Here is a 16,305-nt window from a genome sequence, read left to right on the forward strand (position 1 = left end):
TTTTAGCTGCGCGTTGCGAGTTCTGCGCCCTGGCGCAGAGCTTCGAGCAGGCTGCGCTCATCGGCAATGCCCTTGCCGGCAATGTCAAACGCCGTGCCGTGGTCCACCGAGGTGCGGATCACATCCAGCCCCACGGTGATGTTCACGCCCGCCTCCAGGCCCAGCACCTTGACGGGGCCATGGCCTTGGTCGTGGTACATGGCAACCACCAGGTCGAAATCACCGCGCCCGGCGCGGAAGAACAGCGTGTCGGCCGGCAGTGGGCCTTCAATGTCCATACCCTTGTCGCGCAGCTTCTGCACGGCGGGGATGATCTTTTCTTCTTCCTCACCATAGCCAAACAGGCCGTTCTCACCGGCATGCGGGTTGATGCCACACACTGCAATCCGTGGGTTGGCGATGCTCGCCTTGCGCAAGGTGTCGTAGCCGCGCTGGATGGTGCGCTCGACCAGGCCCGGCTCGATCTTGCGGATGGCATCGAGCAAGCCGATATGTGTGGTCACATGGATCACGCGCAGATTGGGCGCAACCAGCATCATCGAGACCTCTTCCACGCCGGTGAGGTGCGCCAGCATCTCCGTGTGGCCGGGAAACTTGTGGCCGCCGGCATGCAGTGCCTCCTTGTTCAGCGGCGCGGTGCAGATAGCGTCGATCTTTCGGGCCTTGGCCAGCTCCACCGCGCGCTCGATAAAGCGGAACGCCGCATCACCGGCCACGGGCGAGAGCTTGCCAAATGCCAGGTCGTCCGGGATCAGCTGCAGATCAATGCAGTCGATGACGCCCCGCTCAAAGGCTGCATCGGCAATGTCCTCGATCGCCCGCACACGCACCTGGGTGCCCAGCAGCGCATTGGCCTTCTGCAGCCGCTTGGCATCGCCAATGACCACGGCTTTGGCCAGGCTGTACAGGCTGTCGTTCGCAAAGCTCTTGACAATGATTTCAGGGCCCACGCCGGCAGCGTCTCCCATGGTGATTCCGATGACGGGCAGGGAATGGCTCATCTTTGCTTGCTTTCTGTAGGGAGTGGGTCGGTGTGGCCGCCATGGGTGCTGGCAGCCAGCAATGAATGGATGGCGCGGCTTGCGCGGTGCAGCGATGCGGGATGGCCAAAGGCGCCGGCCTTGGTGGCAATCCACTGGCGCGGGGTGTCTTGTTCGATGTCCTGGTTCTCGGTGATGCACAGCACCACGCCGGGCTCGCTCTCGGAATGCACGCGCAGGCGGCGCAGTTGCAGTTCTTCCAGTACCGACCGGGCCGTTTCACCGCCGGTGATGACGAGACCTGCGGCGGCGGCCATGGGCGCATGCAGCAAGCGGGCCAGCTGCCGTGCCAGCATCGGGCCTTCGGCCGGGTCGGTCTGCGCATCTGCTCCCAGGCTGACCACGACATCCAGGCCCTGGGCCACTTCGTCGCTGATGGTCTGCACCAGGGTCTGTACCAGCGTCTGCACCAGTTTCTGGCCTTGGGTCGTCTGCGCGTCGCTGCGCAACCAGCCAGGATGCACCACATGCAGCCGCGTGCCTGGCTGCTCGGCCAAATACGTGAGCTGCTGCTGCGCAATCGCCGACATGCTGCCAACGACGGTAACCACGCTGGGCAAACGCCCGGCGGCATGCGGTACATCCAAGGAACCGACCGATGCCGGCAAAGCCGGCACCTGCTGCGCCAGCGCATGCGACAGGCCGGCAGAGCACACGCAAAAAGCCTGCTCTACCTGGAGGCTAGCCTGGGCCAAGGTCTGCAGATGCTGGTCATGGAGCACATCCAACACCAGCGCCTGCACGCCCTGCTCACGTGCATGGGCAATTGCTTGTGCGGTCGCTTCTGGGCCTGCATCGAGCACGCTGGCGGGCAGGTTGTCGCAGCGCAGGCCGGCGGCATGCAGCTGCTGCGCCGCGCGGTCCTCGCGGTCTGCATGCTCCAGCTGCCAGGTAGCGGTATCGGCCAGGCGCACGCCGTGCACATACACCACCCCGCCCTGCATCGTGCGGCCCATCTGCGGGAAGGCAGGGGCCACCAGCGCAATGGCATGGAGCGCGCTTTGCAGCACCGCCACCTCCTGCGCCCAACCACCCCGCAAGGTGGAGTCGATTTTCTTGAGCACCCGGCGGCCCTGGGATGCTGGCGCGGCCAGCACTGCCTGCAGCTTGGCAGCAGCCTCAGCCGCCGTATCGCGCCGGCTATTTGTGTCTACCGTCAGCACATCCACATCGCTCTGGGCACCAGCGCTGGCTTGCGCATCCAGCAGCACGCTGGTGGAGAGACCAGCGCTCGCAAACCCCGCAGCGCAGTCGGCTGCACCGGAGAGGTCATCGGCGAGAACGAGGTAACGCGGGAGGGAACGCGGGCTCATGCAGGTGCTTTCGGTCGACTCAGTCATCACACCAAGCCTTAAAATTGATTGATTCAATCATAATTCAATCAAAGCGGGATAAAACAAGGGTTAACCCTTGATTCAACGCACCAGAAATGATCGATTTGATCGTGGAAGCAGTGAGTTTAGGTCGAACCCCATTACATCTGGCCCCATACGCACCGCCAATGTGCAGCGATTCCGCACCATGGTGCATGCACCAACTCGGGGAAAGTCCTGATTGGAGACTTTGGCAAAAAGAGTTCTGATCGAAGCGTTCAAAAAATTATCAATTTTGATTGTTTTGATCAAATAACCACCAAAAACCATTGCGTCTTCAGCCCTGAAGTCATATTTGAACCACCAGCCCTTGAGGTGTCCCACCATGTTCGCTTCCAACCCTGCTTCTGCCACCACGCGCCGCCGCTTCCTCCTTGCCAGCAGCCTGCTGCTGGGCCTCGCCCCGCTGGCCAGCCAGGCGGCAGACGCCGCCTATCCCGCCAAGCCCATCACCTTGATCGTGCCCTACCCGGCAGGCGGCGCCAACGATGCGGTGGGCCGTATCGTGGGCCAGAAGATGGGGGAGATCCTCAAGCAGTCCGTGATCGTTGACAACCGTGGCGGCGCGGGCACCACCATCGGAACCGCGCTGGCGGCCAAGGCGCCCGGTGACGGCTACACGCTGGTGCTGGGCTCCCTCTCCAGCCACGCGATCAGCCCGCACCTGTACCGCCAGCCCGGCTATGACGCGATCAAGGATTTCGCCCCGGTCGGCATGATCGGCGAAGCCCCCATCGTGCTGGAAGTCGCCACCAACTCACCATTCAAGGATGTCAAGCAGGTGGTGGAACAAGCGAAAAAGACGCCGGCCACCCTCACCTATGGCTCGGCCGGCAATGGCTCGCCGCTGCATTTGAGTGCCGAGCTGTTCAAACGCGCCGCCAGCGTGGACATGACCCATGTGCCCTACAAGGGCGGCAATGCCCACACCATGGACCTGATGGGCGGCCGCATCGACATGATCTTTGACACCTTGACCAGCGCCACGCCACTGATCACCTCGGGCAAAGTGCGCCCCCTGGCCGTTGCCAGCACCGAGCGCCTGCCCGAGCTGCCCACTGTGCCCACCTTCGCCGAAAGCGGCTACCCCAACTTTGTCGTGAACGCCTGGTACGCCCTCTACGCCCCCGCCAAAACCAGCCCCGAGGTGCTGGCCAAACTCCACCAGGCGCTCAACGAAGCCCTGGCCGATGCGGACGCCAAGGATCGCCTGACCAAGCTGGGCGTGCGCAGCAAGGCCAGCACCCAGGACGAGCTGGCCAAGTTCACCAAGGCCGAGCTGGACCGTTATGGTTCGGTGATCAGCGCGATTGGCTTGAAGATTGATTGATGGTTGAGTGGTCTTGTGTGGAGCCGATCGACCAGATCGGCTCCGTCAGTGCCAGCCAGCTGGATATTTGCTGCCCAGCAGCGCGGCGTTCAGAGCCCCCGATGCCTCTGGCCAGAACTACAATGCCAGACCGTTCGACCCCATCCCCAGCGAACACGGTATGGATCTGGAGCCCCCGCATGTTGATTCGCCCTGCCCGTCTCACCGACGCCGCAGATTTACCAGCCATTGAAAAGTCTGCCGCCCAGCTGTATAGCGGTGCCGCCGGCCTGGCCTGGCTGGCAGACGGCCCGCTGATAGCGCAGGCTGCGCATGAAAGCCGCATCCTCCAACAATCGGTATGGGTGGCCGAGACGGATGAAGGTGTGCTGACCGGTTTCATCAGCACGGAGATTGTCGACACCGAGCTTCATATCTGGGAGTTATCCGTCCACATGGACTGGCAGCGCAGGGGCATCGGCGGCCTGCTCATGGCCAGTGCGTACCAGCACGCCCTGGCACAGGGGCTGAGCGCGCTGACCTTGACGACGTTTTCCGATGTGGCATGGTGTGCCCCTGCTTATGCCAGGCTGGGTTTTCAGCAGCTGCTGCAACCCGGGCAACGCCTCCAGGAAACCCTGGACGCCGAAGCCCTGCATGGATTGCCCCCAGGCAGGCGCATCGCAATGCGGCTGCCCATGGGCATGTTCACGCCGCGGCACTGATCAAGCTATGGCGCTTGCGGCGAGCCCTGCCCTGCCTCACCACCGAGCGTCTCATCCGGTCAATCCGGATTCTTCATAAAGTGAAACCGCATCAAGGTCCGCTCACGCGCCCGGCCGTGGTCCACCACCGGCTGCGGGTAATCGCGCCCCAGCTGCAGACCGCAGGCCTGCTGCTCCAGCGGCTTCATCGCAGCGGGAAAGTGGATATACCGGTCAGGCACCTTGGCGAGTTCTGGCAGATAGCGACGGATGAACTTGCCATCCGGGTCAAAACGCTCGGACTGGGTGATGGGGTTGAAGATGCGGAACCAGGGCTGGGCGTCGCAGCCCGTCGACGCCGCCCACTGCCAGCCGCCATTGTTCGATGACAGGTCATAGTCATTGAGGTGCTGGGCAAAAAAGCGCTCGCCCGCGCGCCAGTCAATGCCCAGGTCCTTGGTCAAAAAGCTGGCCACCACCATGCGCAGGCGGTTGTGCATATAACCGGTCTGCAGCAGCTGGCGCATGGCGGCGTCCACCAACGGGTACCCGGTGCGTGCCTCGCACCAGGCCTGCCACAGCTCAGGGGCGTCGTCCCACTGCACCTTGTCGTAGATGGGGCGGAACGACTGGGTCACCACCTGCGGGTGGTGCCAGAGAATCATCGCGTAAAAGTCGCGCCAGGCCAGCTCCGACAGCCAGGTCTGCGCGCCCTCGCAGCCCGTGCGCGCCTGCGCCACGGACAGGGCGGCCAGCTGGCGGATCGACACGGTGCCAAAGCGCAGATGCACCGACAGGTAGGAGACGCCCTTGACCGCCGGAAAATCCCGCGCGTCCTGGTAGGCCGCCATGCGCGGCAAAAAATCCTGCAGCAGCAGCTGCGCGCCCCGGCTGCCGGTGGGAATCTTGAGCGACGCCAGATTGCTGGGCTGAAAACCCAGATCGGCCAGCGACGGAATCGCCTCGCCCTTGGGCAATGCCGCCAGATGCCCGGCATAGCGCGCCACCGGGTAGGCCTTGCACTGGAAGGCATCAAGCTTTTGCAGCCAGGCGCGCTTGTAGGGCGTGAACACGCTGTAGGGATGGCCTTGCTGGGTCAGCACCTCATCGCGGTCCAGCAGCACCTGGTCCTTGTAATCGCTAAAGGCGATGCCGGCGGCTTGCAAATCGCCGGCCACGCGCGCATCGCGGGCAATGGCCTCGGGTTCGTAGTCGCGGTTGGTCAGCACCTCTTGCACGCCCAGCGCCTGCGCCAGCTGCACCACCTCTTGCACAGCCGGCCCATGGCGTACCAGCAGGCCCGCACCCGGCGCGCCGCTGCCCGCCGCCAACTGGCGCAGGTCATCGTCCAGCGCCAACACACTGGCATGGATAAAGTCCACCCGCCTGTCCTCGCGCGTGGGCAGCAGATCGAGGATGTCGGTGTCAAAAACGAAGACGCAATACACCTGCTCAAAGCGGCGCAAGGCATGGTAGAGAGCGGCATGGTCGTCGCAGCGCAAATCGCGACGCATCCACACCAGGGCGCGGCTGGCCATGGTTGATGGGTTTCCTGTTCTGGTTTTTGATGCAGCGGATGGCAAGGCGGCAGCATGTAGTCCCAAGCTGGCCCCGCCATCCCAAGGGCGCTATTGTGCCGTGGCAGCGCGCCGCTGCATGTCAGCCAACAGGCTGGATGCCGCTTCCTTCTTGGGCTCGCGCGATGCTTTGCCTGGTCTTAGCGAAGCCGCGATCCGTCCGGGTTCTGGGCTTCTTCGTCGCGCCGGCTGGGATAGAAGGGTTTTTTCTCGTCAAGTCCATAAAACAGCTGGCCATGGATGCCCATCGCCTGCGCCTTGGCAAGCCGCCGGGTCCATAGGCTATCAAAGGCTTTGTCCAAGGCCGCCGCATCGGGTGCAGCTGCATAGACGTCGTCGATGAAGGCGATGTCCTGGCCGCTGGGGAAGATCAGCGCGAACTCCTGCTCCGTCGCAGCAAAGATGTCGTAGACGCAGTTCAGCGCGCCATCGATGACCTGGATGTTTTTCATGGATGTCGTGGTGCGGCAGCTGGGCCGCTGGCCAGCAACCGCGCTGCCCGGCTCAGTCGTCCGCAGCGGGGGCTGTTTCCAACCAGACGATGCTAGCCGGGTGGTGTTGCGCTATGGTGTCGAGCGCGCCAGCCAAAGTATCTGTGTCTTTCGGGTCCAAGGCGTAGTCAAAGCGCGAAAGGCCGCTCCCTGCCATAGCGCTAAACGCCTCTTGGGAAATCGCATTCAAGCCGCACCACAACGGCTGGCCCGTTTTTTCTGCTGCGATCAAGGCCTGCTGAAGGCCTTCGGGGGTGATTGCCAGGAAGACCATGGTTGTCCGTTTCTGCTGATCAGTCTTTGCGAGGACCCGAGGGGCCCTGGGTGCCATAGCATACTGTGCGTCCGTAATCAGCTCCAAGCACCAATATGAGTACCTGGGAACCCGTCACCGTCGATGCGTTGGAAGCGATTGTTGAAAAGCAACTCTCCAACTGCAGCACAGCGCAACAGGCGCTTTTCACTGGATGTCGGCAGCCTTTTTACCCGGTCCCCATCCATCGCCTGGGCCAGCTAGAGCAGGTATTGGTCGTCGCCCACCTCCCCCACGGCCTGCTGTATTTCGAAGATGTCGAAGACGGTTTTGAGGTGGGGGAGCTGCAGCAGGACGGTGCACTCCATCCCCACAGCTGCGACCAGTTGGAGCTCAGGCATGTACTGCCACGGGAGAACGACTGAGGTTTGCGCCGCCTGATCGCCCCATCAGCGCATCACCAAGCCCCCATCCACCAACAACACCTGCCCCGTCATAAACCGGCTCAGGTCCGATGCCAGAAACAGCACCGGCCCGGCCACATCGTCGGGGCTGGCCAGGCGGCGCAGCGGGGTGGCAGCCATCAGCGATTCGCGGAAGGACTCGCGGGTTTGCGCGCTGCCCTGGGTGGGGTAGACGAGGCCCGGGGCGACGCAGTTGACGCGTATGCCAAAGGGCCCCAGCTCGCTGGCGAGGTTGCGGCTAAAGCCCACCAGCGAGGCCTTGGCCGTGCTGTAGTCGTGGTAGGCAACGACAGGGTGTTCCACCAAGTTGCTGCTGATATTGACAATGCTGCCCCGGGCGCGCTGGCGCATCTGTGGCAGCACGGCGCGGCAGACATGGAAGGCGCCGCCCACGGCGGCATCGAACTGCGCCTGGTAGTCGCTCCAGGCCAGTGCATCGAGCGGCTGGCGGCGCTCGGGGTCAAAGGCATAGGGGCGCAAGGCGTTGTTCACGACGATGTCGATGGGCCCGGCCTCTTGCGCAATGGCCTGGGCCATCGCGTCCACCGCGGCCGGGTTGCCCACATCAGCCTGCACGGCCCAGGCGTTGCCGCCAGCAGCCTGGCAGGCGGCCACGGTCTGGGCCGCTGCTGCCTCATTGGCCAGGTAGTTCACCGCCACGGTGGCGCCTTCGCGCGCAAAGGCCTGGGCGATGGCCGCTCCAATGCCCCGGCTGGCGCCGGTGACCAGCACCACCTTGCCGCGCAGATTCAAAGCACTGCTCTCCAGCATCTCAGGCCCCTGGCAGCCAACGGCTGTCGACCACATCGGCCACCTTGATGGGCTGCTGCACCATGCCCAGCGCATGGTAGGCGTCCGCGCCCTTTTGCAGCGCAGCCAGGTCAAAACTGCCCAGCGGCGCGACCTTGCCCTGCACCCGCAGGGTGGGCTGGGCCGAGGCATTGCGCAGCGCAATCACATCGAGGTTGATATCGCGCTGGGTGCCATCGATCGCGCGCTTGGTGGCCAGGGTGGCGGCCTCTTCGGGCTGGGCGATCATCCATGCCGCGCTGTCACGGTAGCCGCGCAAAAAGGCCTGCAGCAATGCCGGCTGCTGCTCCAGCGACTGCCGGCGCACCACAAACATATCGCTGGACATATTGAGGTAGTCGCGCACGGGCATCACATGGACCTCGCCCATGCCCTTGCGCAGGCCCACGGCCAGGCCGGTGTCAGTGGCGGCGGTCGCATCGACCTGGCCTTGCATCAGCGGTGCAAAGTTCAAAAGGCCGGTGACGACAATGCGCACGTCCGATTCCTTGAGCCCCGCCTGGTGCAGCATCACCAGCAGGTTCTGGCGCGTGCCGCTGGCGAGGCTATAGACGCCAATGGTCTTACCCTTCAGATCCGCCGGGCTGCGGATGCCGCTCGAGCGCAGCGAGACGACATTGAAAACGTTTTGCGGGTAGATGTCGTAGATGGCGACCAGCTTCTCGCCCTTGTCCAGCGCCATGAAGAACGAGCCCGGGTCGGTAAAGGCCACATCGCCCTGCCCGCTCAGGATATTGCGGATCGCGTCGCCACCGCCGGCACCGGGCAGGTAGGTCAGATCCACCCCTTGGGCCTTAAAAAAGCCCTTGTCCGGCTCAGCCAGGATATTGGTGATCTCGCTGATCGGCTTGCTCCAGCCGGCCAGGCGAATCTTGCCGCTGACCGGCGCGGCAGCGCCCGCTGTGATGCCCTTGCCCGCCAGGCCCAGGCCAAAGAGGCCGGCAGAGGCGCCCAGCCAGCGGCGGCGCGAGAGGGAGGAGGTCAGAAAAGGTGCAGACATAAGCGGTCCATCCAGAAGCAATCGAGCAAAAATCTAAAAATCAACGGCGCGGGCCTGCCGGGGCGCCAGCGACTGCATGGCCACGCAGCAATCTGCGCTCCAGCAGCAGGCAGGCCTGGTACAGCAGCAAACCCAGCGCCGCAATCAGCAAGAGCGCGGCAAACATCAGGCTGGTGTCCATCATTCCCTGGGCGGCAATCACCACCGCGCCCAGCCCTTGGCTGGCGCCCATGAACTCTGCCACTACCGCGCCCACCAGCGCCAGCACCACGGCCACGCGCAGGCCCGCCAGAATGGCGGGCAACCCCATGGGCAGCTTGAGCCGCAATAACGTCTGCAGACGGCTGGCCCCCAGCATGCGAAACAGCTGCAGGCGCTGTGCATCGACCTGGCGCAGGCCCGTCAAGGTGTTTTCCATCAGCGGAAAAAAGCAGACCAGCGCCGTGATCAGCACCGTCGGCAGCATGCCAAAACCAAACCACAGCACAAACAGCGGCGCCAGCGCCAGCTTGGGGACCACCTGGCTGACGACCACATAGGGCTTGAGCACGCGCTCCAGCAACACCGACTCGGCCAAGGCCATACCCGCCAGCAAGCCAAAGCAGGCACCGGCCGCCAGGCCGAGCAGCACCGCTTGCACGGTGGCCGCCACATGCGGCCAAAAGTAGCCGGACGCGAGCCCCGTCCACAAGGCCTGCAGCACCGCCGACGGCACGGGCAGCACCAGGGCCGAGATGCCGCCCAGGCGCCCAGCGCCCTCCCACACGGCCAGCAGCAGCACCAGCAACGCAGTGGCCCAGAGCCGGGCTATCAAGAGAGGGTTCATGCGCTGGCCCCATCCATCGCGGCACGCACCTGGGCCGCATAGGCGTTAAAGGCCGCGCCATGGCGCATGGCCTGGGTGCGGGGCGTCGGCAGGTCAATGGCGATATCGGCCACCAGGCGCCCGCCATGCATCAGCGCCACCCGGTCCCCCAAGTACACGGCTTCGTTGATGTCATGGGTGACAAAGAGCACGGTGGTGCCGCGCGCGCGGCAGCTGCGCAGCAGCTCATCCTGCAGCTCGGCGCGGGTGATGGCGTCGAGCGCGGCAAAGGGCTCGTCGAGCAGCAGCAAGGCGGGCTCACGAATCAAGGCCCGCGCCAGCGCCACCCGGCTTTGCTGCCCGCCGGATAGCTGCCCGGGTTGCTGCCGGGTCAGCGACGCCAGGCCAAGTTGGGCCAGCAGCTGCTCGGCGGCGTCACGGTCCTGCGCCGTAGGCTTGCGCTGCAGCGACAGCGGCAGCAGCACATTGTCCAGCACCGTCAGCCAGTCCAGCAAGGTGGGCGACTGGAACATCACGCCCAGCTGCGGGCCGGGTGCGGCCAGGCTACCACCAGCCCGCACAATGCGCCCGGCCTGGGGCTGCAGCAGGCCGGCGACCAGCTGCAGCAAGCTGGTCTTGCCGCAGCCGCTGCGGCCCAGCAGGCAGTGGAAGGCGCCTTGCGCCATCTGCCAGCGCACGCCATCCACGACAGGCGGCTGGCCCGGGTAGGCAAAGCTAAGGTCCTCGATATCAATCCATGCCATCGCGCCGCCCTTCAGTCTGCGTAGCGCGCCAGCGGCTGGGCGGCGGCCTCGGCAGCGGCATCGATCTCGGTCATCCGCACCAGGTCGAGCAGGCTAAAGCGCCCGTCATGGTGCCAACCGGCTTCGGGCATGCCCATGGCGCCCAGCGCGCTGATGCGGGTGACGCCGGCGGCCCCCAGCAGGCCGGCGAGGCGGTACAAATCCTCGGGGCCCACGGCCAGGCCTGCGCTCTGCAGGTAGTCACGCTGGGCTGCTATCAACGGCACCACCTGCTCCAGACTGTCCACCCCCACGACGACAATGCTGCGGTAGAGCGCCGTGGGCGCCAGCGGCTCCAGGCTGTCGCTATAGGCCACGCTCCAGGGCGCATCGGCCGGGCCAATCAGCTGCGGGGCGGCGCCATCATCGGCGGGCGCACGCCACTCCAGCGACTGCTGCCAGCGCGCCATGCCGGCGCCCTCTTCCAGATCCAGCGGGCGGCGCGCAAAGCGCTGCTGCAGGTTGGCGAGCTCGGCGGCCAGGTAATCGGCAAAGGCGCGGGGTGAGACCGTGGCGCCCCGCTCTACATAAAACACATGGGGCGAGTAGCAGCCTTGCTGGTCATAGCGCATGACATCCCAGGCTGCCAGCCGCGCATGGGCCGGCGCTTTGACGGCATCCAGTGCCGCCCTACCCACCATGCCAAAACCCAGCTTGTGGCCATGGGGCAAAAAACGCGTGGTCACCGGCAACTGCTGGCGCAGCGCGGCCAGGGTCTGGTTGCTGCCATAGGCCATCACGGTATCGGCCTCGGCGTAAAGCACCTGCGCGCCTTCGGCGCTGTCGCCCGTCTGGGCGCCGCCGGGCCACCAGACCACGGCCAGGCAGTCGGCCAAGGGCGGATGGACTTCGACCAGCAAACGCGCAAACCAGCCGGCAAACAGCGGCTCGGCACTGGCCAGCTTGCCGACGCTAGGCGCTTTGACGAGCAGGCCGCAAACCAGGCTCCACAGCGACAGCGCCGGCACATTGCCGGCCCAGCTGTGCAGCAGCAGGCCGGGGCCATAGGCACGCACCGCTCCGCCCTTGGCGGCGGGCACAAAGCCGTCCAGCACACGGGGGTTGGCAAAATCCTCGCCCACAAAGCGCCACAGCTGGGGCGCGCGAAAGGTCTTGAACAGGCCGTTGAGCCCCAGGCGAACCATCGCCGCGTCATAGCCGCACACCAGCGGGAGGCAGGCATCGATCTGGCGGCGATAGGGGTCGGCAGGGTCCAGCAGGCGGGCGATGGCGCGGTCAATCGCCGCCACAATCTCGGCCAGCGGCATCGGCTGCAGCTGGCGCTGCGCGGCGGCGCGCACCCGCTCGGTGAGGGCCTGCATCTGCGCGCCGGTCAGCACCGGCACCTCGACCTCCAGGCGCTGGCCCGCGCGCTCAAACACCAGCACCTGCCAGCGTACCTGACTTTCCTCCAGGCCTGGCAGGTAGCCGGCCCGCATGCGCCCGGCCATGCGCTCAGCGGCTTGCGGCTGCATCATGCGCGCGCCGCTTGCACAAACTCATCGACGGCCAGCGAGCAGCCTTTGGCGGCGGCCCCTTCGGCCCGGCCCAGCAGCAAAAAGCCGCCATCGGCCCACAGGCCCACGTCTTCGGTCAGGATGGTGCTGACCGCGTTGTAGTTGGCCAGGTCGCAGTGCACCAGAATGCCGCGCTCGCCAGGCGCTACGCTGCGGCCGCTGACGGGCTCGACCAGGCGCGAGCGAATCCAGTGCGGGCCGGACTTGACCGAGGGCAACGTGGCATTGCCGTTGTCGTAGAACTGGGTGCTCAGCTCGGTCATGCCATACATGTTGATGCACAGCTCGGGCGGCACGCCCAACAGTTCGGAAAGGCCGGCATAGAAGTCGGCCAACGGCAGCTCACGCGACTGGCCCTTGTAGCCGCCGGTATCCAGGATGCGGCTGCCCGCTGGAAGATGAAAGCGGCGGCCCTGGGCACGCAGCGCATCCATCACATGCACGAGGCTGAAGCTGGCGCCCAGCAGTGCATAGGGCTGGCCGCTGCGCTCAGCCGCTTCCAGCGCGGCGCAGAGCCCGGCCATATCCAGGCCCTCCGGCCCGAGAAAATAGCGGCTCTCCGGTGTGCCAAAGCTCGACTTGGCCAGTGCCAGGTAATGCGCCAGCGACGAGTTAGGCATGGCCGCCTCATCAGGGAACAGGATGCCCATTGGCATGCGCGCTGTGCCCTGCATAAAGCGGGTGGCGAAATGCTGCTGCATCGACAGGTCATACACCTGCAGGGCAGGATGAAAATGCCGGCCCCGTGCCGCGCGGCCCGTGGTGCCACTGGTCATGAAGACACGCTCGGTGGACGACGGCGGCTCGCTGCGCAGCTCCAGTGCCTTGAAGGCGTCGATGGGCACAGCCGGGATATCGCTCCAGGTCTTGACCGTGCGGGGGCTTGCGCCACGGCGCTGGCAAAAGCTGCGGAACGGCGTATTGGATGCGTATTGGTAGGCAAAAAGACGCAGCGCGAGCTGGTCAAACTGGTCATCGGTGCAGCCATCCATTGCGATGAATGCAAGCAGGTCTGCGACCAGCGTATCGGCCTTGTCCATGGAATTCCTTCGAGAGCGGTGAGGTCATGCTCCGAAGGCTCCCCCCATGCGCGCAAGGCGCCCCTGGCAGGGACTTGGCTCTTCTTCCGCCGGAATGACCCGGTTCAAGTTCTCGGGTGTAGATCTCAGCACTGGCGTGCACCCCGGAGCAGGCGCCATCTTACCCCAGGGCTGCTGGGTCACCGCCATCCACACTGTCAAGCCAAGGCCTGCACCACGGCCAATCCAGCCACCGGGGCCAAGCCCAAACCAGGGAAAACACCAGGGCCACCGCGATGGTGCAAGGCGCCGAGGGCGCAGTCGCACACGCACCAAGCCAAGGCATTTTTTGCGCATTCCTGCACCATATCCAGGCAAGGACATCACCACCTAACCCATTGTGGTGCTTTGCAAATTTTCTGCACCAGGTCAAAGCGCGCCTGCTGGAAATCACCTAGTCCGCAACCCTTTCCATCCGCGATTCAGTCTGTTAACTTATGTCCTGTCGACAGACGACTGTCGCTAGACGACATAAATTTAATGAGGACAACAATGCTTGCAATGGCTGATGCCGACGTCCAATCCGGCTACGACAAACCGCATACCGACAGCGAACAGCGCGTTCGCGAAGACCTGGCCGCCGCCTACCGCCTGATGGCCCATTTCGGGATGGACGACAGCATCTACACGCACATCTCGGCGCGGGTGCCAGGCCGCACTGACCAGTTCCTCATCAACCCCTTTGGCACCCTGTTCAAGGACATCACGGCCAGCTCGCTGGTCAAGATCGATGCCGAGGGCCGTATCGTCGAGGACACGCCCCACGAGGTGAACCCGGCCGGCTTTGTGATCCACAGCGCTGTGCATGCGGCCCGCCATGACGCCGCCTGCGTCGTGCACTCGCATACCGAAGCGGGCGTGGCGGTGTCCTCACTGCAATGCGGCCTGCAGCCGAGCAACCAGTGGGCGCTGCAGTTCTACAACCGCGTGGCCTACCACACGTTCGAAGGCATCGCGCTGGATCTGCATGAGCGCGAGCGCCTGGTCGCCGACCTGGGCAGCACGGCCAAGGCCATGGTGCTGCGCAACCACGGTCTGCTCACCTTGGGCCACAGCGTGGCCGAGGCCTTCATCCTGATGCTCAACCTGGACCGCGCCTGCCGCGTGCAGCTGGCCATCCAGTCCAGCGGCCAGGCCATCAACCCCGTGCCGCCCGAGGTCTGCGAGCTGACCGCCCGCCAGTACGAGAGCGGCGACACCGATGTGATGCCCGGCCAGCCCAAGCGCGCCGACCCGCATGAGCGCGAATGGCAGGGCCTGCTGGGCTTTTTGCAGCCCCCGGGCCGCAGCCACTACCGCGACTGAGGACCTCTCGACCCTTGCATGCCGCCGCCTTTGCGGCCCCACCGCCGCAAGCCCAGCCGGGCCAGGCACCCCTTGATACCAAGACAGGAAGCAACCATGATCAATCGGCGTGAACTTATCTCCTACAGCCTGGCCGGTGCCGGCCTCAGCATCGCGGGCGTGCCCATGGCAGCGTTGGCGCAGCAAACCAAGGGAACGATCAATGTGATGGTGCAGCCCGAGCCCTCGGGCCTGATGCTGGGCATTGTGCAAAACGGCCCCACCCAGCTGGTCTCCGGCTATATCTACGAAGGCCTGCTGCGCTACGACGACAAGCTCGAACCCCATGGCCTGCTGGCCACGGCCTGGAGCCGCTCCGACGACGGCCTGACCTACACCTTCAAGCTCAAGTCCGGCGTCAAGTGGCACGACGGCAAGCCCTTCTCTGCCGATGATGTGGTGTTCTCGGTCGACAAGTTTCTGCGCAAGACCCATGCCCGCCTTCGCGCCTCGCTCGAGCCGCTGGAGAGCGTGCGCGCCATCGATGCCAACACGGTGGAGTTCAAGCTCAAGTACCCGTTTGGGCCCTTCATCAGCCTGTTCGATACCGGCTCGATGCCGATGATCCCCAAGCACATCTACGAAAACACCGACTACGCCACCAACCCGGCCAATGCCAAGCCGATTGGCACGGGCCCCTTCAAGTACAAGGAATGGGTGCGGGGCTCCTACATCCAGCTGGTGGCCAATGAGCTCTACCACACCAAGGGCGAGCCCATGGTGGAGAACCTGTACTTCCACATCATCCCGGATGCGGCCTCGCGCGCAGCAGCGTTTGAGTCCGGCAAGGTCGATGTGGTGCCCGGCGGCGCGGTCGAGTTCTTTGATGTGGCCCGCCTGGCCAAGCTGCCTGGAGCAGCGGTCACCACCAAGGGCTGGGAGTTCTACTCGCCCCATTCCTGGCTGGTGCTCAACAACCGCAAGGCGCCCTTTGACAACCCCAAGTTCCGCCAGGCCGTCATGTATGCGATGGACCGCGAGGCCATGGTCAAGGTCGCCTGGCAGGGTTTTGCCAAGACGGCTGCCGGCCCCTTCAACCAGCATGTGAAGTTCGCCTCGGGCGACGTCACCAAGTACCCGCGCGATCTGAACAAGGCCAAGGCCTTGCTCAAGGAAGCCGGCTACAAGGGCGAGACCGTCAAGCTGCTGCCGCTGCCTTATGGCGAATCCTGGCAGCGCCTGGCCGAGATGATCCGCCAGAACCTGATCCAGGCCGGCATCAAGGTGGAGACCACCGGCACCGATGTGGCCGGCTGGAACCAGCGCACCGCCGAATGGGACTTTGACATGGCCATCATCTATGTCTACCAATACCCCGATCCTGCGCTGGGCGTGGCGCGTACCTACACCAGCCACACGATTGCCAAGGGCTCGCCGTTCAACAACATCGAAGGCTATGTCAACCCCAAGGTGGATGCACTGTTTGACGCCGGCGCCAAGGCCCTGACCGATGCCGACCGCGCCAAGGCCTATGCCGAGGTGCAGAAGATCCTGACCGAAGAGGTGCCGGTGGCCTGGTTGCATGAGATCAACTTCCCCACGCTCTACCGCACCAAGATCAAGAACCCGATCAGCTCCGGCGTGGGCTTGAATGACAGCCTGAGCCGTGCGTCCATAGCTTAAGGCCCCGCCGGTTGCGGCCTAGGCCGCAGCGCCTCTCTTCTTGCTGAACTCTGCACGCTGCCAGCCCCCCGCTGGCGCGTGCGGGATGGCAGCGCTTTTGTCTCGCTCCAAGG

At 64.7% G+C, this 16,305-nt stretch carries 17 protein-coding genes and 1 riboswitch; of the genes, 5 read left to right on the top strand and 12 right to left on the bottom strand.

All coding sequences use genetic code 11. From position 1 onward, the window contains the following. Positions 1-2 precede the first annotated feature (2 nt). The 3 genes from pdxA to DCO45_RS22750 all read right to left on the bottom strand — a co-directional run bounded on the left by pdxA (position 3) and on the right by DCO45_RS22750 (position 2,740). Complete coding sequence (gene pdxA, locus DCO45_RS17045; protein ID WP_116926932.1) at positions 3-1,001, bottom strand: 4-hydroxythreonine-4-phosphate dehydrogenase PdxA; 999 nt, start codon at positions 999-1,001, stop codon at positions 3-5. Continuing rightward, a complete protein-coding gene (locus DCO45_RS17050; protein ID WP_165841216.1) occupies positions 998-2,353 on the bottom strand; it encodes a four-carbon acid sugar kinase family protein in 1,356 nt (451 codons plus the stop codon). Before DCO45_RS17050 ends, pdxA begins: the two co-directional genes overlap by 4 nt. 102 nt (positions 2,354-2,455) lie before the next feature. After that, positions 2,456-2,740 carry a hypothetical protein gene (locus DCO45_RS22750; protein WP_133248189.1) on the bottom strand — a complete coding sequence of 95 codons (285 nt, stop codon included), beginning with the start codon at positions 2,738-2,740 and terminating at the stop codon, positions 2,456-2,458. Between DCO45_RS22750 and DCO45_RS17055 the strand changes: the two genes are divergently transcribed. Next, positions 2,739-3,743, top strand: coding sequence for a tripartite tricarboxylate transporter substrate binding protein (locus tag DCO45_RS17055; RefSeq protein WP_116926934.1), 1,005 nt, complete (start codon positions 2,739-2,741; stop codon positions 3,741-3,743). The genes DCO45_RS22750 and DCO45_RS17055 overlap by 2 nt on opposite strands. A 179-nt stretch (positions 3,744-3,922) precedes the next feature. Continuing rightward, a complete protein-coding gene (locus tag DCO45_RS17060) occupies positions 3,923-4,447 on the top strand; it encodes a GNAT family N-acetyltransferase (RefSeq protein WP_116926935.1) in 525 nt (174 codons plus the stop codon). Between the two features lie 59 nt (positions 4,448-4,506). Here DCO45_RS17060 and DCO45_RS17065 read toward each other — a convergent pair whose 3' ends face one another. The 3 genes from DCO45_RS17065 to DCO45_RS17075 all read right to left on the bottom strand — a co-directional run bounded on the left by DCO45_RS17065 (position 4,507) and on the right by DCO45_RS17075 (position 6,768). After that, the gene (locus DCO45_RS17065; RefSeq protein WP_116926936.1) at positions 4,507-5,964 is read right to left on the bottom strand and encodes a deoxyribodipyrimidine photo-lyase; all 1,458 of its coding nucleotides are present in this window, start codon (positions 5,962-5,964) and stop codon (positions 4,507-4,509) included. Between the two features lie 179 nt (positions 5,965-6,143). Continuing rightward, the gene (locus DCO45_RS17070) at positions 6,144-6,455 is read right to left on the bottom strand and encodes a hypothetical protein (protein ID WP_116926937.1); all 312 of its coding nucleotides are present in this window, start codon (positions 6,453-6,455) and stop codon (positions 6,144-6,146) included. Positions 6,456-6,507: 52 nt separating this feature from the next. Continuing rightward, complete coding sequence (locus DCO45_RS17075; protein WP_116926992.1) at positions 6,508-6,768, bottom strand: hypothetical protein; 261 nt, start codon at positions 6,766-6,768, stop codon at positions 6,508-6,510. Positions 6,769-6,863: 95 nt separating this feature from the next. Between DCO45_RS17075 and DCO45_RS17080 the strand changes: the two genes are divergently transcribed. Then, positions 6,864-7,172: a hypothetical protein gene (locus DCO45_RS17080; protein WP_116926938.1), complete on the top strand. Its 309-nt coding sequence runs from the start codon at positions 6,864-6,866 to the stop codon at positions 7,170-7,172. A 24-nt stretch (positions 7,173-7,196) separates the two neighbouring features. Here the strand turns inward: DCO45_RS17080 and DCO45_RS17085 are convergent, their stop codons facing one another. From DCO45_RS17085 to DCO45_RS17110, 6 genes are read right to left on the bottom strand one after another with little or no spacing between them, the layout of a single operon-like run. Next, positions 7,197-7,982, bottom strand: coding sequence for an SDR family oxidoreductase (locus tag DCO45_RS17085; protein WP_243419396.1), 786 nt, complete (start codon positions 7,980-7,982; stop codon positions 7,197-7,199). A 1-nt stretch (position 7,983) separates the two neighbouring features. After that, entirely contained in the window at positions 7,984-9,021 is a 1,038-nt protein-coding gene (locus DCO45_RS17090; RefSeq protein WP_116926940.1) for an ABC transporter substrate-binding protein, read from the bottom strand. Between the two features lie 40 nt (positions 9,022-9,061). Further along, positions 9,062-9,847 (bottom strand): ABC transporter permease, encoded by a 786-nt coding sequence (locus tag DCO45_RS17095; RefSeq protein ID WP_116926941.1) that lies wholly within the window; start codon positions 9,845-9,847, stop codon positions 9,062-9,064. Further along, positions 9,844-10,590 (bottom strand): ABC transporter ATP-binding protein, encoded by a 747-nt coding sequence (locus DCO45_RS17100; protein WP_116926942.1) that lies wholly within the window; start codon positions 10,588-10,590, stop codon positions 9,844-9,846. The genes DCO45_RS17095 and DCO45_RS17100 overlap by 4 nt, the downstream gene beginning before the upstream one ends. A gap of 11 nt (positions 10,591-10,601) precedes the next feature. Further along, positions 10,602-12,107, bottom strand: coding sequence for an acyl-CoA reductase (locus DCO45_RS17105; RefSeq protein WP_243419397.1), 1,506 nt, complete (start codon positions 12,105-12,107; stop codon positions 10,602-10,604). Beyond that, on the bottom strand, positions 12,104-13,186 hold the full coding sequence (locus DCO45_RS17110; RefSeq protein ID WP_116926943.1) for a long-chain fatty acid--CoA ligase: 1,083 nt from the start codon (positions 13,184-13,186) through the stop codon (positions 12,104-12,106). The genes DCO45_RS17105 and DCO45_RS17110 overlap by 4 nt, the downstream gene beginning before the upstream one ends. Positions 13,187-13,250: 64 nt before the next feature. After that, positions 13,251-13,342: riboswitch (TPP riboswitch) on the bottom strand. A 384-nt stretch (positions 13,343-13,726) separates the two neighbouring features. Between DCO45_RS17110 and DCO45_RS17115 the strand changes: the two genes are divergently transcribed. Both DCO45_RS17115 and DCO45_RS17120 read left to right on the top strand, forming a co-directional pair. Further along, a complete protein-coding gene (locus DCO45_RS17115; RefSeq protein WP_207788094.1) occupies positions 13,727-14,530 on the top strand; it encodes a class II aldolase/adducin family protein in 804 nt (267 codons plus the stop codon). 96 nt (positions 14,531-14,626) lie between these two features. Then, positions 14,627-16,192: an ABC transporter substrate-binding protein gene (locus DCO45_RS17120; RefSeq protein WP_116926945.1), complete on the top strand. Its 1,566-nt coding sequence runs from the start codon at positions 14,627-14,629 to the stop codon at positions 16,190-16,192. Positions 16,193-16,305 lie beyond the last annotated feature (113 nt).

It is taken from the genome of Comamonas sp. JNW (assembly GCF_003105075.1).
Taxonomy (GTDB): domain Bacteria; phylum Pseudomonadota; class Gammaproteobacteria; order Burkholderiales; family Burkholderiaceae_C; genus Comamonas; species Comamonas squillarum.

Bases quoted from the DNA above. Each gene is read 5' to 3' on its own strand.
- DCO45_RS17095 (WP_116926941.1), bottom strand. From the start codon at position 9,847: ATGAACCCTCTCTTGATAGCCCGGCTCTGGGCCACTGCGTTGCTGGTG.
- DCO45_RS17120 (WP_116926945.1), top strand. From the start codon at position 14,627: ATGATCAATCGGCGTGAACTTATCTCCTACAGCCTGGCCGGTGCCGGC.
- DCO45_RS17065 (WP_116926936.1), bottom strand. From the start codon at position 5,964: ATGGCCAGCCGCGCCCTGGTGTGGATGCGTCGCGATTTGCGCTGCGAC.
- DCO45_RS22750 (WP_133248189.1), bottom strand. From the start codon at position 2,740: ATGGTGGGACACCTCAAGGGCTGGTGGTTCAAATATGACTTCAGGGCT.
- pdxA (WP_116926932.1), bottom strand. From the start codon at position 1,001: ATGAGCCATTCCCTGCCCGTCATCGGAATCACCATGGGAGACGCTGCC.
- DCO45_RS17105 (WP_243419397.1), bottom strand. From the start codon at position 12,107: ATGATGCAGCCGCAAGCCGCTGAGCGCATGGCCGGGCGCATGCGGGCC.
- DCO45_RS17055 (WP_116926934.1), top strand. From the start codon at position 2,739: ATGTTCGCTTCCAACCCTGCTTCTGCCACCACGCGCCGCCGCTTCCTC.
- DCO45_RS17050 (WP_165841216.1), bottom strand. From the start codon at position 2,353: ATGAGCCCGCGTTCCCTCCCGCGTTACCTCGTTCTCGCCGATGACCTC.
- DCO45_RS17060 (WP_116926935.1), top strand. From the start codon at position 3,923: ATGTTGATTCGCCCTGCCCGTCTCACCGACGCCGCAGATTTACCAGCC.
- DCO45_RS17075 (WP_116926992.1), bottom strand. From the start codon at position 6,768: ATGGTCTTCCTGGCAATCACCCCCGAAGGCCTTCAGCAGGCCTTGATC.
- DCO45_RS17115 (WP_207788094.1), top strand. From the start codon at position 13,727: ATGGCTGATGCCGACGTCCAATCCGGCTACGACAAACCGCATACCGAC.
- DCO45_RS17100 (WP_116926942.1), bottom strand. From the start codon at position 10,590: ATGGCATGGATTGATATCGAGGACCTTAGCTTTGCCTACCCGGGCCAG.
- DCO45_RS17090 (WP_116926940.1), bottom strand. From the start codon at position 9,021: ATGTCTGCACCTTTTCTGACCTCCTCCCTCTCGCGCCGCCGCTGGCTG.
- DCO45_RS17110 (WP_116926943.1), bottom strand. From the start codon at position 13,186: ATGGACAAGGCCGATACGCTGGTCGCAGACCTGCTTGCATTCATCGCA.
- DCO45_RS17080 (WP_116926938.1), top strand. From the start codon at position 6,864: ATGAGTACCTGGGAACCCGTCACCGTCGATGCGTTGGAAGCGATTGTT.
- DCO45_RS17070 (WP_116926937.1), bottom strand. From the start codon at position 6,455: ATGAAAAACATCCAGGTCATCGATGGCGCGCTGAACTGCGTCTACGAC.
- DCO45_RS17085 (WP_243419396.1), bottom strand. From the start codon at position 7,982: ATGCTGGAGAGCAGTGCTTTGAATCTGCGCGGCAAGGTGGTGCTGGTC.